14 protein-coding genes are annotated in these 14,126 nt (G+C 71.7%); 4 read left to right on the top strand and 10 right to left on the bottom strand.

Annotation, left to right across the window (positions count from 1 at the left end):
- Positions 1-462, bottom strand: a complete 462-nt coding sequence (locus tag IC605_RS01385; RefSeq protein WP_216317916.1) for an NUDIX hydrolase — start codon at positions 460-462, stop codon at positions 1-3.
- A 500-nt stretch (positions 463-962) separates the two neighbouring features.
- Positions 963-2,366 (bottom strand): hypothetical protein, encoded by a 1,404-nt coding sequence (locus IC605_RS01380; protein ID WP_216317914.1) that lies wholly within the window; start codon positions 2,364-2,366, stop codon positions 963-965.
- Positions 2,367-2,411: 45 nt separating this feature from the next.
- Between IC605_RS01380 and IC605_RS01375 the strand changes: the two genes are divergently transcribed.
- Complete coding sequence (locus IC605_RS01375) at positions 2,412-3,128, top strand: metallophosphoesterase family protein (RefSeq protein ID WP_216317912.1); 717 nt, start codon at positions 2,412-2,414, stop codon at positions 3,126-3,128.
- A 10-nt stretch (positions 3,129-3,138) separates the two neighbouring features.
- Here the strand turns inward: IC605_RS01375 and nudC are convergent, their stop codons facing one another.
- The 5 genes from nudC to IC605_RS01350 form a co-directional block, all read right to left on the bottom strand.
- Entirely contained in the window at positions 3,139-3,945 is an 807-nt protein-coding gene (gene nudC, locus IC605_RS01370; RefSeq protein ID WP_246580247.1) for an NAD(+) diphosphatase, read from the bottom strand.
- A gap of 28 nt (positions 3,946-3,973) precedes the next feature.
- Positions 3,974-4,615 (bottom strand): NADPH-dependent F420 reductase, encoded by a 642-nt coding sequence (locus IC605_RS01365; RefSeq protein WP_216317910.1) that lies wholly within the window; start codon positions 4,613-4,615, stop codon positions 3,974-3,976.
- Between the two features lie 74 nt (positions 4,616-4,689).
- Positions 4,690-5,163 (bottom strand): hypothetical protein, encoded by a 474-nt coding sequence (locus IC605_RS01360; RefSeq protein ID WP_216317908.1) that lies wholly within the window; start codon positions 5,161-5,163, stop codon positions 4,690-4,692.
- Positions 5,164-5,203: 40 nt separating this feature from the next.
- Positions 5,204-6,328, bottom strand: a complete 1,125-nt coding sequence (locus IC605_RS01355) for a vWA domain-containing protein (protein WP_216317906.1) — start codon at positions 6,326-6,328, stop codon at positions 5,204-5,206.
- 118 nt (positions 6,329-6,446) lie between these two features.
- Positions 6,447-7,469 (bottom strand): ATP-binding protein, encoded by a 1,023-nt coding sequence (locus IC605_RS01350; RefSeq protein WP_216317904.1) that lies wholly within the window; start codon positions 7,467-7,469, stop codon positions 6,447-6,449.
- Positions 7,470-7,779: 310 nt separating this feature from the next.
- Here IC605_RS01350 and IC605_RS01345 point away from each other — a divergent pair, with 310 nt between their 5' ends.
- Positions 7,780-8,856, top strand: coding sequence for a hypothetical protein (locus tag IC605_RS01345; RefSeq protein ID WP_216317902.1), 1,077 nt, complete (start codon positions 7,780-7,782; stop codon positions 8,854-8,856).
- A 124-nt stretch (positions 8,857-8,980) separates the two neighbouring features.
- On the opposite strand, the gene IC605_RS24370 is transcribed toward IC605_RS01345, so the two are convergent.
- Genes IC605_RS24370 through IC605_RS24360 form a run of 3 tightly spaced genes read right to left on the bottom strand, consistent with a single transcriptional unit; the run spans position 8,981 to position 9,780 of the window.
- Positions 8,981-9,127, bottom strand: coding sequence for a hypothetical protein (locus IC605_RS24370; protein WP_246580246.1), 147 nt, complete (start codon positions 9,125-9,127; stop codon positions 8,981-8,983).
- A 30-nt stretch (positions 9,128-9,157) separates the two neighbouring features.
- The gene (locus tag IC605_RS24365; protein WP_246580245.1) at positions 9,158-9,385 is read right to left on the bottom strand and encodes a PHP domain-containing protein; all 228 of its coding nucleotides are present in this window, start codon (positions 9,383-9,385) and stop codon (positions 9,158-9,160) included.
- Complete coding sequence (locus IC605_RS24360; protein WP_343216460.1) at positions 9,364-9,780, bottom strand: PHP domain-containing protein; 417 nt, start codon at positions 9,778-9,780, stop codon at positions 9,364-9,366. The genes IC605_RS24365 and IC605_RS24360 overlap by 22 nt, the downstream gene beginning before the upstream one ends.
- A 192-nt stretch (positions 9,781-9,972) precedes the next feature.
- On the opposite strand from IC605_RS24360, the gene IC605_RS01335 reads away from it, so the two are divergent.
- A complete protein-coding gene (locus IC605_RS01335) occupies positions 9,973-13,176 on the top strand; it encodes a heterodisulfide reductase-related iron-sulfur binding cluster (RefSeq protein ID WP_216317900.1) in 3,204 nt (1,067 codons plus the stop codon).
- Positions 13,177-13,289: 113 nt separating this feature from the next.
- Positions 13,290-14,099 (top strand): nitroreductase family protein, encoded by an 810-nt coding sequence (locus tag IC605_RS01330; protein ID WP_216317898.1) that lies wholly within the window; start codon positions 13,290-13,292, stop codon positions 14,097-14,099.
- Positions 14,100-14,126: the final 27 nt, after the last annotated feature.

The following is a 14,126-nucleotide window of genomic DNA, read 5'->3' as shown; positions in this document are numbered from 1 at the left end:
TCAGTTCCGCTCGACGAGGTGGCGGACCTCTCCGGGCCCCGCTTTCAGGAATTCGGCGATGGCGACGGGGTAGACGGGGCGGGAGGCGATCTCGGACAGCGGCAGCCAGCCGTAGAAGTAGTCGGCGTTGTCGAGCACGGTGAACGTCTCGTCGGGGAGGCTGGCGGGCGCCTCCATGCGGAAGTAGAAGCCGATCTCGTGCTGGCGCTTTTCCGGTGGGCCGAAGAAGTTCTCCAGCACGCCGACGAGGCGTAGCGGTCCGGGCTGTGTGCCCGTCTCCTCCCGCCACTCGCGGGCGGCGCAGGTCAGCACGTCCTCGCCCGTGGAGAGGGCGCCGCCGGGGAGGAACCAGAAGCCTAGCCCTGGCGTCGTGTTGGCGAGCAGGCGGTCTTCACGCACGCACAGGATGGCGACGCGGACGCTGAATTTGAGGCCGCCGAGGGGGAGGCGAATGTCGGTCATGGGAGGCAGTGTGGCGGAAAGGTGGGGGAGGGGCAGGGTAACTTGCGACGGTTGGCCCCCACCCCCCAGCCCCCTACCCCCAGGGGGGGCAGGGGGAGCGGCGCTGCGCTGGGCAAGGGTACACGGACGGCGCGGGTGGACGGATTCTTCTGAACGCAAGGTCTGATCTTGTCGCGTCCCATCGGCTCGCCCACCGTCTCGCTGCGCGAGCCGACGTGGCCGTGGGCCTGGGGTGTTCAGTCATGAGCCCTCATAGGGCGTCCAGATTGACGGTTTGAAAGAGCAACAGCTTCAGCTTCTTTTCTCCCTCCCCCCTTGTGGGTGACTCGGAGAGCTGCGGAGCAGAGGGCCGGGGTGAGGGGGCGTGTGACCAACTCACCGCCACACCCTCACCCGTGACCTGTCCCTCTCCCTGGTGGGGGACTGGTACAGCTCGCGCCGCGAGACTCGCAGAGCTGCTTGCAGAGGCTGCGAGGGGGCGGCAAGCGTCAGCGTCCCTCTCAGGAGTCCCCGTGTTCCGCCTCCGCCCGCACGCTCCCGTCCGGGTCCCCGCGCAACTGCTCGCGCACCTCCTCCGGCAGGTCCTCCCGGCCTGCCACGCTCAGCCGCACCCCGTCGTCCGGGTCGGCGGCCAGCGTGGGGAGCAGGGGAGGGGGAAGGTAAGCGTGCTGGGCGGCGGCGCGGCGCACTCCCGCGTTCGGGTCGGCGGCGAGGGTCCGCAGCACGGCCTCTCCCGGCGTCTGGGCGTAGGCGACGGCGCGGCGCACCTCGGGATCGGGGTCGGCGGCGAGGCGGGCGAGGCGATCTGAGCCGAGGTCGGGCCGCACGGCGAGGACGGTGCGGACGGCGGAGTCGGAGTCCGTCAGCAGCAGGTCGAGCACGGAGCCTGCCAGTGCTTCCGCGCTCGCCACGTGCAGCCGGATGTCCTGTTCGGGCGCGCGGGCCAGGAGGAGGACGGCCTCCTCGGGCAGATCGTTGCGCTCCAGCACGGCGCGGCGCACGGTCTCGGACTCGTCGGCGGCGAGGCGGGTCAGGAGGTCGGGACCCGCGTCGGGGCGGCGGGCGAGGGCCGCGCGCACCTCGGGGTCGGCGTCGTGTTTGGCGCGGGCCAGCCATCCGGCGGGCACCCGCCACGCCTGGAGGGCCGCCGCGCGCACGAGGGGGTTCTCGTTCCCGGCCAGCCATTCGCGCACCTTGCGGGGCAGGTCCACCCGCCGCGCGAGGGTGGCGAGCACGTCCGGGTCGTCGTCCGTCGCCAGGGTCAACATGCAGTCGAGGGGCAGGTCGAGCCGCCGCGCCACGCTGGCCCGCACGATGCCGTGTCCGTCCTGCACCAGGGTCCGGAGCACGTCGCCGGGCAGGTCTGCTCGGGCCGCCACCGCCTTGCGCACGTCGTAGTCGTCGTCCGGGGCGAGTTGCCGAACGAGGGCCTCGGGAAGGTCGGGCCGCTTCGCCACCGCCTCGCGCACCTGCCACCCGGCGTCCTGGGCGAGGGCCTGCACCCGCGCCGGGCTGAGCCCCTGCCGGGCTGCCAGGGCCGTGCGCACCCCGAAGTCCTCGTGCCGCGCCGCACTGTCGAGGACCCAGCCGGGCGTTTCCGGGAGGGCCAGCAGCGCGGTCACGCCCTCCGCCGGGAAGACGCCGAGCAGGTTCGGGCGGGCCAGGCGCATCAGCGGAAGGCCGGGGTTGCCCAGCACCTCGCGCGGGAAGGCGGCGGCGAGCAGGCCCAGCACCTCGACGGGCGTGTTGGGGTGCGAGGCGACCCGGGCCCGCACCCGGCTGTCCGGGTGGGCGCTCAGGCCCGAGAGGGTGTCCGCCGTCGCCCGTGGGGCGCCTGCCGCCTCCAGCGCTCCCTCTGTCCCCAGCGCGGTGAGGGTGCGCGGATCGAGTTCGGAGAAGGTCATGCGGTCCAATATGGCAGAAGGCCCGATGAGTGCCAGGATGGAGTCATGCGAGTGGCGATCCTGAGTGACGTACACGGAAACCGTTTCGCGCTGGAGGCGGTGCTGGCCGACCTTCGCAGCCTTGCCCCCGACCTGATCTGCAACCTGGGTGACACGGTGTGGGGCGGGGCCGACCCGGCGGGCGCCTGGGCCCTCCAGATGCGGGAGGCGCCTCCCACCGTGCGGGGGAATACGGATGAGTTTCTGCTGGCCGATCCTGCCGAGCTAGACGCTGAGACGAGGGTGGGCCGCGAGTTTCTGGAGCGCGAGCTGGGCGGTGTGCCGCCCGAACTCGCCGCGCTGCCGGTGACCGCGACCGTGGCGGACGGGGAGGTGCTGCTGGCGCACGGCGCCCCGAGCAGCCCGTGGGACGCGCTTTTCCTGGTCAAGGAGGGCGACGCCGTGCGCCCTGCCCTGCCCGTCGAGATGCTGGAGCGGGTGGCCGCTTGGCCTGCCGCACGGGTGGTGGTCGTCGGTCATACCCACAAGGAACAGGTTGCTACGCGCCGGGGAGTGACCTTCGTCAACGCAGGCTCTGTGTCACGGCAGGGGCACGGAGACCCGGCGGCCCGCTGGGTGCTGCTCGAACGCCGTGCGGGCTTCTGGAACGTCACCTTCCGCCGCACCGCGTACGACGTGGAGGCCGCCGCCCGCTGGGCCGAGGCTCACGCGCCGAACGGGGCGCAGGAGGCGCGGCAACTCCGGACTGGACTCCCGGGCTGACTCCTGGCCCTCACTCCCCCCGCGCCACCGTCTCGATCAGCCTGCGGGCGATGCTGAAGGGCGGCGGCAGGGTGGGCAGGGCGTCCACCCGGTACCACCCCGCGTCCTCGATCTCCTCCGGTTGCAGCACGAGGTGTCCGCCCGCGTCCTCGGCGGTGAAGGCGATCATCAGCGAATGCGGGAAGGGCCAGGGCTGGCTGAAGCGGTAGCGCAGCCCGGTGATCTCGACCCCGACCTCCTCGCGCACCTCGCGGTGGCAGGCGTGCTCCAGCGTCTCGGACGGCTCCACGAAGCCCGCCAGCGCCGAGTACATGCCGGGCGCGAAGTGCGGGCCACGGGCGAGCAGCAGTTCCCGCTCCCCTCCCTCCCCGCGCGTGATGAGCACCATCACCACCGGGGCGACGCGCGGGTAGACGCTCAGGCCGCAATTCGGGCAGACCTTCGAGGTCTCCCGTTCGGAGCGGACGGTCGGTGCCCCGCACGCCCCGCAGAAGCGGTGGGTGCGGTCCCATTCCACGATCTGCGCCGCGTACCCGGCAAGGCCGAACAGGTCCTCGGAGAGCACGCCGTACACGCCGCGCAGGGGCCGGAGGGTGTACCCGGCGGGGACCTCGCCCGCCAGCCGCGCGCCGTAAACGGGCACGCCGTCGAGGAGGCCGAGCGGGTTCACGAGGTCCACGGGGAAGGCTTCCGGGCGGCCGTGCGGCAGCGTGCCCTCCTCCCGCAGGAGGAGACGGCCTTCCAGGAAGATGAAGAGCAGCGCGCCCCCGGAGGGGACCACCCGCACGGACGGCACGAAGGAGGCGGGGCGGATCATGCGGGTCAGGATAGGGCGTCGGCGGGGGTCAGCGGTTGAGCAGCTTGAAGGCGTGATCGCGCTTCGTCCAGCCCGAGTTGGCCGCGTGGGTAATCCAGATCAGGGCGAGCGGCTCGATATACCGGCTCATGGTGATGTCGCCGAGGTCCACCACGCCCCAGCCGACCCCTTCGAGGAGCCGCGTGACCTCTCCCTTCGCGGCCGCGTCGTTCCCGGCGATGAACATGTCGGGCTCGCCGCCGACGAACGTTCGCGGGTTGAGCATGGCGTCTGCCGTGACGATGTTGAGCGCCTTGACCACCCGGGCGCCCGGAATCCAGCCCTGCACCTGCTCGCCCGCTGAGGTGTTCCAGCCCAGCGCGAGGGCGGGCCGTCCCCCCGAGAAGTCGAGCGGGTTGGTGATGTCCACAAGGGTCTTGCCGTTCAGGTTCTCCTCGCCCGCCAGGTCCAGCGCCTCCCGGGTGCCCTCCCACCTCGTCGCCAGGAGGATCATCTCCCCGAAGGCGGCGGCCCCGGCATTCGTGGCTGCCCGCACGCCCGGGTGCTCGGCCACAAAACCCTCCAGCTTGCCCGGGTCGCGGGTGCCGACCACGACCTCGTGCCCCAGACGCGCCAGGTCCGCCGCGAGCCGCTGGCCGACCATGCCGGAGCCGATGACGCCCATTCTCATAGGTGCGGCCTCATGGGTGCAGTGTTCGCCCGCGCCGGGTGGGGAGTGTGAGGCGGCGCGGGTCTCCTCCGGGGTCAGGGTCGCGGCAGCCCGGTTCCTTCCCGCGTCCAGGTGTTCACCCGCACCCGCCGCTCACCGTCCCGCACAAAGATCACCTCGTTCCGCCCGCCGTCCACCTCTCCCGGCACCCGCCAGAGGAGGCGACCCGTGTGGGCATCGAGACCGATGACGGCGCACCGCCGCCCCTCGCAGGTGCGCCACAGCACGTCCACGGGGGCGGAATTGTCGAGCCTGATGGGCCGGGCCTCCCGCGCGTCTCCGGGAATGGTCGTGCCCCAGGCGACGGACCAGCCGCCCGCGCCTTGCCGCCGTTCCAGCGCCACCCGCAGCCGCCCCCGCCCGTCCACCCCGCCGATCAGGTGGCCGTCGCCGACCTGTCCGTAAAACTGCACCCGGCGCACTCCCGCCGCGTGCATCCAGTCGGCCCGCGCGGGGAGGGGAGAGGCCAGCGTGTTCGGGGCCAGCAGCAGCAGGAGAAGGGGGCGCATCCTCCCAGTCCGGCCCCTCCCGCTGACCTGCCCGTGACCCTCACTCCCCCAGCCGCAGCACGTCCCCGAAGGGAAAGCCCTCGTCCTCCAGGCCCCCGGGCGGCACCACCCAGAGGGTCGGCATCTTCGGGGCCTGCTCCGGGAAGTCGCCGTACCCGTCCGTCAGGTAGACCAGCACGTCGGGCTCGTGGGTCTCGCTGAGGCGGAAGATGGGCCGGAAGTCCGTTCCGCCCCCGCCCTGCGGCTGGGGGATCGCGTCGCCGGGCCGCAGCTCGAAGGGGCCGTACGCCTCGGTGTCCGCGTAGTAGAGGATCGCCTTGACGTGCGGGTACGCGCCCAGGACGCCCTGTACCTCGGCGACGAGGGCCCTGACAGCCTGATCGTCCACGCTGCCCGAGGTGTCCACGGCGATCAGCGCGGTCAGCGACTCGTCGTCCAGCGCCTCCAGGTACAGCCCCCGCCCGATGAAGCGGCGGTCGAAGCCCCCGAAGTCCACCGGCGTCCGCGCCAGGAAGCGCCACAGGTGCGCCCGCCAGTCGAGCCTGGCCGGAGAGAGCCGGGCGAGTTCGCGGTGGGCGCCCAGCGGATCGTCTCCCTTGCCGCCCGTCATCGCGTCCACGCTGCGGGCCTGGGCCAGCGCCTGCCGCCACTGCCGCGCCGCGTTCTGCCCCGGTTTGCTCCCCTTCGGCGGCGCGTCGGAGGGCGGGCCGTCGAGCAGGTCGTCCGAATCTTCCTCGCCCTCGTCCCCCTCCCGGCCCTCCAGGGCGGTGTAGACCTCCTCCACGCTGAGCTTTTCCAGGTGCTCGTCGCGCGCGGCCTGGGGCGGGGTCGGCAGCCCGGCGGCGGCCACCATCCCGTTCACGATGGTGTCGGCGGCCCGGTTCCAGCGCTTCTTCTCGCGCGGCCCGCGCCGCTCCACGTGTGAGAGCGCGGCGTGCAGCACCTCGTGGAGGAGCAGGCCGTCGAGCACGTCGGGGGGCAGGCTCGCCGCGACCTCCGGGTTCACGTACACCCGCTCACCGTCCGTGCCCGCCGCGACGACCTCCCGCGAGGGCACGAACTCCGCGTGCAGCAGCAGCGTGGCGAAGAAGGCCGACTTGCCGCGCAGCCGCAGCCGGGAGCCGGAGATCAGGCGCCCGAAGTCGGGGGGGACGGGGGAGGTCATGGGGCCTGTGCCCTGCCGCTCCGCGAGTCCGGCGCGGGCGTGTGGCGTGTGGCCGGTGGCCTGGAGACGAAGAGGGGGTCTCCTCCACAAGCCACGGGCCACGACCCACCAGCCATCCTCATCCTTCCGCCAACGCCAGCGTCCCCTGCACCAGCGCCGCCAGCCGCTCGTCGCGCCCGAGGAGCCCGGCCAGCTCGCCGAGTTGCCCGATGGCCTGGAACTTGCTCACCAGCGTGGCGACGTAGAGTTGCAGCCACTCGGGCCCGGCGCTTTCCGAGAGCCACAAGAAGGCGTGATAGGCCTCGTCGGCGCCCTGCGCGCGGGCGGCCAGCCCCACGACGGCGGCGTAGCGGACGCTGGGCTCGTCGGGCAACCGCAGGCCCGCGCCCTGGCCGCGCAGCACCAGGCCGAGGTCGGGAAGCTGCTCGTACAGGCGGACGAAGGCGCCGAACTCGGCCCCGGCGGCTTCCCCCACGGCGGAGGACACGTCGAGGTGGGCGCGGTGAAGCTGCGAGGCCATCTCCCAGGCGCGCGGGCTGGGCCACGCGGGCTGGGCGGGGTCGAGGCGGTGCAGCAGCTCGGGCCGGAAGGTGAGAAAGGCGACGACGTGCTCGTGCAGGCCGCGCCCCAGCGCGTACGCCCGCCACGCGTCGAAGTCAGGCCGCACGGCGAGGTGTAAAAACCGGTTGGCGAGGGGCGCGGGCATGTCGAAGACCGAGGCGCGGTCCTCCTTGCGGTTTCCGGCGGCCCACACGAACCAGCCCTCCGGCAGCTCGTAGCTCCCCACCCGGCGGTCGAGGATGAGCTGCTGCGCCATCCCCTGCATGGTGGGCGGGGCCATGTTCACCTCGTCCAGAAAGAGGACCCCGTGTCCCGACCGGGGCAGGAACTCGGGCGGGTACCACCGGCTCACGCCGCCTCCCTGACCGTCGGACTCGGGCACGGGCAGGCCGCGCAGGTCGGTGGGGGCGAGCTGCGAGAGCCGCACGTCCACGAACCCCAGGCCGTGCCTGTGCGCCACCTGCGCGACCACGCTGCTCTTGCCCACGCCGGGCGGCCCCCAGATCATCGTGGAGAGCTTGAGGTCCCCGCTGATCAGGGCCGACAGGTACGCTTGCAGTTCGGTGGGGGTGAGGCTCACAGGGCCAAGGGTAGCGCGTGGAACCGGGGAGACGGCCCGCCCGCGTGAGAAGGTGGGGTTCACTCCCCGGCGCACGGGAAGCGCGCGCAGCACGCAGGGCGACCGTCCGGGTCCTTCTGACAAGGCGGTGGTGATCCCCGGCGAGGGTGCCCCCCGGGCCCTTTTCTGGACGTGAGGTGAGGTCCGGGCCAAGGGAGACCGGGGAGATCGGGCAGACGGCTCACACGGGAGACTCTTACGCTGACCCCCAGCAGACGCTCGGCGCCGTGACGCCAAAACCTCCAGCGTGCCCTGCTGACCGGGAGGACCTATGCGCCCCACCTTTCCCCACCGCACCCTGCTCACGGGTGCCCTGCTCCTGAGCCTCGGCACCGCGTGGGCCCAGACAAGCACCACGACTGCGGCCCCAGCCCCCGCCACGGCCACCGAGGCTTTGCCCGCGCAGACCATCCTCCCCCTCCCCTCGGGCGAGCTGACCCTGCCCTACCTGACGGGCGCCACGCCGCTGCGCAGCGTCAAGACGGCCACGGGGGTCGGCGTCGTCTACAGCGGCCCGGTTCCCGACGCGCTGGAAAGGTACGGCCAGGCACTCGTGTCGGCGGGCTTCACCGCCGTCGCGGCCCCGACCACGCCCGCCCCGGCCGAGGCAACGACCGATGCGGCGACCAGCGGCACGACCACGGGCACCACCGACACGGCGGGTGCTTCGACCACCACGGCCACCACGGGCGCAACCGACGCCGCCACCGGAACGACCGACACCTCCACGACGGGGACGGCGGCCGGGACCTCGACCACGGGGACCGACACGACCGGAACGTCGGCGACGGGCACCACGGACCCCTCGACCGCCGGGACGACGGGAACCGCGGGCACCACGGGCGCTGCCACCGGGACCACGGACCCCTCGACCGCCGGAACGACTGGCACGGCAGGCACCGCCGGGACCACCGATTCCTCGACGACCGGCACCACGGGCGCTGCCACGGGGACGGCGGAGACCTCGACGACTGGAACGGCGACCGGGACGACCGGCGCGGCCACCGGAGCCACCTCGGCGGGAACGCCGGAGACCTCGGCCACGGGCACGACGGGCACCTCGACGACGGACACGGCCCAGGCCACCACGGACGCGGCCAGCACGACGGCGGCCACGGGGACGGCCGACACTTCCGCCGCCACGACCCCCGGAGCCGCAGAGACGTCGGCCACCACCGGCACGGCGGGCACCACGGACGCGACGGGAACGGCAGGTGCGAGCGCCACCACGACCGACGTGACGAGCATCGGTGCCCAGGTCTCGTATTTCGAGCGGGACGGTCAGCGCATCCGGGTCGAGGTCCGGCAGGTGCTCGGCTTCACCACCGTTCTCCTGACGCCCGCGTAAGACCCGAAGGGCGGCTCCTTAACCTCTCCCCCGTCGATCCGGAAGATCGGCGGCGCGAAGGGACCTCCTGCCTCTGGCGGTCGGTCCCTTTCTCTTGCGAGGGGGTTGAGGCGCGAAGCTCCCGCTACCACAGCGGCACCTCGAATCTCTTCCGGTCCTCGAAGTGGGCGATGGAGGGAGAGCCCACCCGTTCCAACAGGTTCACCGCCTCGGGAAAGCCCGCCGCAACGTGCCCGGGACGGTGCGCGTCCGAGCCGAGGGTGATGGGCATGGGCACGCCGTGGTGGCGGCACAGCGCCAGTCATTCCTCGCGCGGGGAGGGCTCGCCCAGCCCCTTGTGCCAGCCGCTCGTGTTGAGTTCGGCGGCCATGCTGCTGTCCGCGATCACCCGCACCGTCTCTTCCAGCCGGGGCGTGATCCCGAGGTCGGGGAGATGTCCACGTGTCCTGAGGCAGTCGAGATGGCCGAGGATGTCGTAGGCCCCGCTGCGGGCGGCGGCCTGGGTGGTCAGCAGGTATTCCTCGTACACGTCCTGCGGCCTGCGGGCAGCTCGGGCGAGAAGATGCTCCAGTCGCCCAGCCAGTGCACGCTGCCGATCACGGAGTCGAGCGGGGAGCGCCGCCACAGGTCGCGGGAGTGTTCGTCCCAGCCGAGCACGTCGTCGCTCTCCACGCCGAGGTGGGCGGCAATTCTTCCGGCGAAGCGGGCCCGGACTTCGTGCATTTCGCGCACGCAGTCGGGAACTTCGTGGCGAGACATGGCGGTGCCGGGGCGCGGGTGGGGATCGTCGCCGAGGTGGGGGACCGGGCTGAGGTCGCTCAGGCCGATCTCGGCGAGGTCAGCGCGGATGGCCGCCTCCACGTAGTCTTCGAGCTGGCCGCCCGCGTGGCCGCAGCGGTGGTGGGTGTGGTCGTCGGCCAGCACCCGGCTCCTCCTGAGGGCTGCCCAGGGGCGCGGCTTTCCTCCGCCTTTCCCCACGGTCCGCACCGGGCGCCCCCGCGTATGCTGATCAGGCTTCCCCAACCCGGTTCGGGCCTCCATGCCCGCTATACTTTGACTCAGTTCAAGTTTTGGGTTCAAAGGTTGTGCCCCGCCCCCTGCCCGAGGAGACCTGCTTTGCTGCCGCTCGAACACAAAATCCTGTTTTTCGTCTTCGCCCTGATTGCGGGGGCCTTCGGCGCGTGGGGCTTCTACCGCCTGTACCTGCGGATTCGCCGCGGCGCACCCGCCACCGAGCCCCGCTGGAACAACCTGACCGGGCGCCTCGGCTACGCCCTGCGGACCACGCTGACCCAGGAACGCACCTTCCGCCGCCGCCCGTGGGTGAGCGTGCTGCACGCCTTCATCTTCTACGGCTTCACCTACTACCTGCTCGTCAACATCGTGGACGGGCTGGAGGGGTACTTGCACTTCAACATCACGTCGGCGAACCCGCTCGGGGCCGTCTATAACGTCCTGGCCGACGTGCTGAGCTTCCTGGTGCTGTTCGGCGTGGTCTCGCTGGTGATCCGGCGGCTGTTCACGCCCAGCAAGCGGGACTTCAAGTTCACCGAGAAGACGCTGCTCCACCCGAGCCTCAAGCGCAACTTCATCCTGCGCGACTCGCTGATCGTCTCGGGCTTCATCTTCTTCCACGTCGGCAGCCGCGTGCTCGGGCAGGGGGCCAAGATGGCGCAGGAGGGGGGCGACGCCTTCCAGCCGTTTTCCACCCTCGTCGGGAATACGCTTTTCGGCGGGCTGAGCGAGAGCGCGTTGCAGGGCTGGCGCATCTTCGGGTACTGGGGCGCTCTCGGCTCCGTCCTCGCCTTCCTGGCCTACTTCCCCTTCTCCAAGCACATCCACATCTTCATGGCGCCGCTGAAGTACACCGTCAGGCGGCCCGTGCCCACCGGCGTCATCCCGCCCATGAAGGGGCTGGAAGAGGCGATGGAGGCCGAGGAACCCAAACTCGGCGTCCAGAAGCTCGAAGACCTGGAGTGGCCTCGGCTGCTGGACGCCTACGCCTGCATCCAGTGCAACCGTTGCCAGGACGTGTGCCCGGCGAACGCGACCGGCAAGGCGCTCTCGCCCGCCGCGCTGGAGATCAACAAGCGCATGGAGTTGAACGTGATCGCGGCGCACCCCAGCCCCTTCACGTTGCGGCCCGCCGCGTTTGAATCCGGCGCCTCGACCGCCCACCCCCTCCTCGAATTCGCCATCAACGAAGAGTCGGTGTGGGCCTGCACGACCTGCGGGGCGTGTATGCAGGTCTGCCCGGTGCAGGACGAGCAGATGCTCGACATCATCGACATCCGCCGCCATCAGGTCATGGTGGCGGGCGAGTTCCCGCCGCAGCTCCAGACGGCCTTCCGTGGCATGGAGCGCGCGAGCAACCCCTGGGGCATCGCCCGTGACAAGCGCATGGAGTGGGCGGAGGGGCTGAAAGTTCCGACGATTGACGAGAACCCCGAGCCCGACGTGCTGTACTGGGTCGGCTGCGCGGCGAGCTACGACCCCGGCGCGCAGAAGGTGGCCCGCTCCTTCGTGCAACTCCTCGACAAGGCGGGGGTGAGCTACGCCGTCCTCGGCAAGAAGGAGGCCTGCACGGGCGACTCCGCCCGCCGCTCGGGCAACGAGTTCCTCTTCCAGACGCTCGCCCAGGAAAACGTCGAGACGCTGAACACGGTGCGGCCCAAGCTCATCGTCTCCACCTGCCCGCACTGCATGAACGCCATCGGGAACGAGTACAAGCAGCTCGGCGGGGACTATCAGGTCATCCACCACACACAGTACCTGGAAAACCTCGTGACGGCCGGGAAACTGCCCCTCGCCCAACTCGGGGAGTCCGTCACCTACCACGACCCCTGCTACCTGGGCCGCCACAACGGCGTGTACGACGCGCCGCGCACCCTCATCACCCGGATGGCGGGCGAGGTGCTGGAACTCGAACGGGCCCGCGACAACTCCTTCTGCTGCGGGGCAGGCGGCGCCCAGTTCTGGAAGGAGGAGGAGGAGGGCCGCGAGCGGATGAGCGACAACCGCTTCCGCGAGATTCAGGCCCGGCTCGACGGGGCCACACAGACCGCCCGCGAGTACGAGCAGACGGGCAAGGTCGTGGCGGTGGGCTGCCCCTTTTGCAAGTCGATGCTCAACTCGACGCCGGAAAAGGCGGGGCGCGACGACATCGTGGTGCGGGACGTGGCCGAACTGATGCTGGAGAGCGTGCAGCGGGCGACCGGGGAGTGGATGGCGCCGACCGCCGCGCCCGAGAACACGCTGGAGGAGTCGCCCATTCCCACCGTGCCCATTACCGCTCAACCTGTGGCCCGCAGCGGCGAGACGCCCGGCGCGGACGCCGACCCGGACATTCTGGGCCAGACGAGCGCGGAGGTCATCAATGCCCAGCCCGGCAGCCCCCTGGGCAACGCGCACACCCAGCCCGAGCCGCAGGACACCGTGCCCAGCCCGGTCACGTCCAGCTCGGCGGATTCGTCGCCGCGCAAGGCGTGGAAGCCGAAGGGTGGGGGAGAGGCCGTGGGGGGAGTCGCCAGCGGCCAGCCGCCCGTCGCCAGTGGGGCGGGGGCCGAGAGTGGCACGCCCGCCCGCAAGACCTGGAAGCCGAAGGGGAGCGGGGACGACGTGAGTGCGGCGTCTGTGGCGGAGGTCGCCAGCGGCCAGCCACCAGCGGCCAGCGAGGCACCGACCAGCGGCACTCCCACTCGGAAGGCTTGGAAGCCGAAGGCGAGCACGGATGATGTGAGCCCTGCCCCCGTCGCTCCGGAAGTCCAGGCCGAGGCCCAGGGCTCGGCCGAGGCTGCCCAGGCACGCAAGGCCTGGAAGCCGAAGACAGCCCAGTCGGAGGTGCCGGGGAGCGAGGCGACGCCGGAGACCGCCCCCGTTGTCGCTGCCCCGGCACCGGAAGCCACGCCCCCGCAGGGCGAGCGGAAGAAGTGGAGCCCGAAGGGTGCTTCCACGCAGGCTGCCCCGGAAATCGCCGCCCAGCCTCAGACCGAAGCCGCCCCCGTCGCCGAGTCCGCTCCGGCTCCCCAGCCCGGCGAGCGCAAGAAGTGGGCGCCGAAGGCCGCCGCGAGTGGTGCGTCTGCCGAGGCTCCCGCCGCGCCGGTGGAGGTTGCACCCGCCGTTCCCGTCGCCGAGCCCACCCCGGCCCCGGCTTCCGGCGAGCGGCCGAAGTGGCAACCCAAGGCGAAAGCGGGGGCCAGCGTGTCCGCGCAGCCCGTCGTCGAAGCGGCGCCCCAGCCTGAACCCGTCACGGTCGAGTCTGTGACGGACGAGACGGGCGCGGGCGGGCGCAAGAAGTGGGTGCCGAAGAAGAAGGAGTAGAGCCGAGGTGCAGTCGAGGTGCCGCTTCCACTGGGGGCGGTGCCTTCGCTTTGTGTTTATCCAGTTCCACTCGCCCACGGTTCGACGCGGCCGACCGACTTATCCTCGGCCCCATGACCGTCGCCCCCCCCAATGACCCCCCCACCCGCCAGCAGACCCCCGAGCAGGTCCGCGCCTTCTTCGACGCCCACCGCACCGTCCGGCATTACAAGGACGTGGCGATGCCGCAAGACCACCTCGACGCCATCCTGCACGCGGCCCAGCGGGCTCCGACGGACGCGACGGCGCAGCTCTACTCCTTTATCCACCTCAAAGACGCCGGGGTGCGCGAGCGGGTCGCGGCCCTCACCACCAACCCGCACATCGCCCAGGCGTCCGAGAGCTTCGTGGTCTGCCTCGACGTGCGCCGCACCCGCCGCGTGCTGGAGGCCGCCGGGCACGTGCCGGGGGAGTGGCCCGCCATCGCCGTCCACTTCGGGATCGGGGACGCCGCGCTCGCCGGACAAAATATGCTCCTCGCCGCCGAGATGCTCGGGTATCAGGGCTGCTGGATCGGCGGGGTGATGAACAACCTGGAGGCGTTGATCGAGGAACTGCGCCTTCCGGAAGGCGTACTGCCCTACGCGGCGCTGACCATCGGCGTGAGCGACGAGCCGACCCCCTACCGCCCCCGCCTCCCGCGCGAACTCGTCGTCCACGAGGACGCCTACCGCGACCCAGGGGAGGAAGAACTGCGCGCCGCCACTCAGGTCATGAACCCCATCGCGGCCAGGAAGGGCCAGCCCGGCGACTGGGCCCGGCTGCTGCGCGCCTATTTCGGCCAGGGGGGCAGCATGGAGGGGCGGGAGCCGGGGCTGGTGGCGGCCCTGAAACGGCAGGGGCTGTGGGCGGGGGACTCGCAAAGCCGAGCAGCGGAGGAATAATCGGCCTGGGTCGGCGGGATAGAGTCC

Origin of the sequence: Deinococcus aestuarii (assembly GCF_018863415.1) — a bacterium.
Taxonomy (GTDB): Bacteria; Deinococcota; Deinococci; order Deinococcales; family Deinococcaceae; genus Deinococcus; species Deinococcus aestuarii.
This window is presented reverse-complemented; position numbering and strand designations above follow the sequence as displayed.

What these genes read in the sequence shown, in the direction of transcription:
- IC605_RS01385 (WP_216317916.1), bottom strand. Translation starts at nt 462, where the DNA reads ATGACCGACATTCGCCTCCCCCTCGGCGGCCTCAAATTCAGCGTCCGC.
- IC605_RS01380 (WP_216317914.1), bottom strand. Translation starts at nt 2,366, where the DNA reads ATGACCTTCTCCGAACTCGATCCGCGCACCCTCACCGCGCTGGGGACA.
- IC605_RS01375 (WP_216317912.1), top strand. Translation starts at nt 2,412, where the DNA reads ATGCGAGTGGCGATCCTGAGTGACGTACACGGAAACCGTTTCGCGCTG.
- nudC (WP_246580247.1), bottom strand. Translation starts at nt 3,945, where the DNA reads ATGATCCGCCCCGCCTCCTTCGTGCCGTCCGTGCGGGTGGTCCCCTCC.
- IC605_RS01365 (WP_216317910.1), bottom strand. Translation starts at nt 4,615, where the DNA reads ATGAGAATGGGCGTCATCGGCTCCGGCATGGTCGGCCAGCGGCTCGCG.
- IC605_RS01360 (WP_216317908.1), bottom strand. Translation starts at nt 5,163, where the DNA reads ATGCGCCCCCTTCTCCTGCTGCTGCTGGCCCCGAACACGCTGGCCTCT.
- IC605_RS01355 (WP_216317906.1), bottom strand. Translation starts at nt 6,328, where the DNA reads ATGACCTCCCCCGTCCCCCCCGACTTCGGGCGCCTGATCTCCGGCTCC.
- IC605_RS01345 (WP_216317902.1), top strand. Translation starts at nt 7,780, where the DNA reads ATGCGCCCCACCTTTCCCCACCGCACCCTGCTCACGGGTGCCCTGCTC.
- IC605_RS24370 (WP_246580246.1), bottom strand. Translation starts at nt 9,127, where the DNA reads ATGCCCATCACCCTCGGCTCGGACGCGCACCGTCCCGGGCACGTTGCG.
- IC605_RS01330 (WP_216317898.1), top strand. Translation starts at nt 13,290, where the DNA reads ATGACCGTCGCCCCCCCCAATGACCCCCCCACCCGCCAGCAGACCCCC.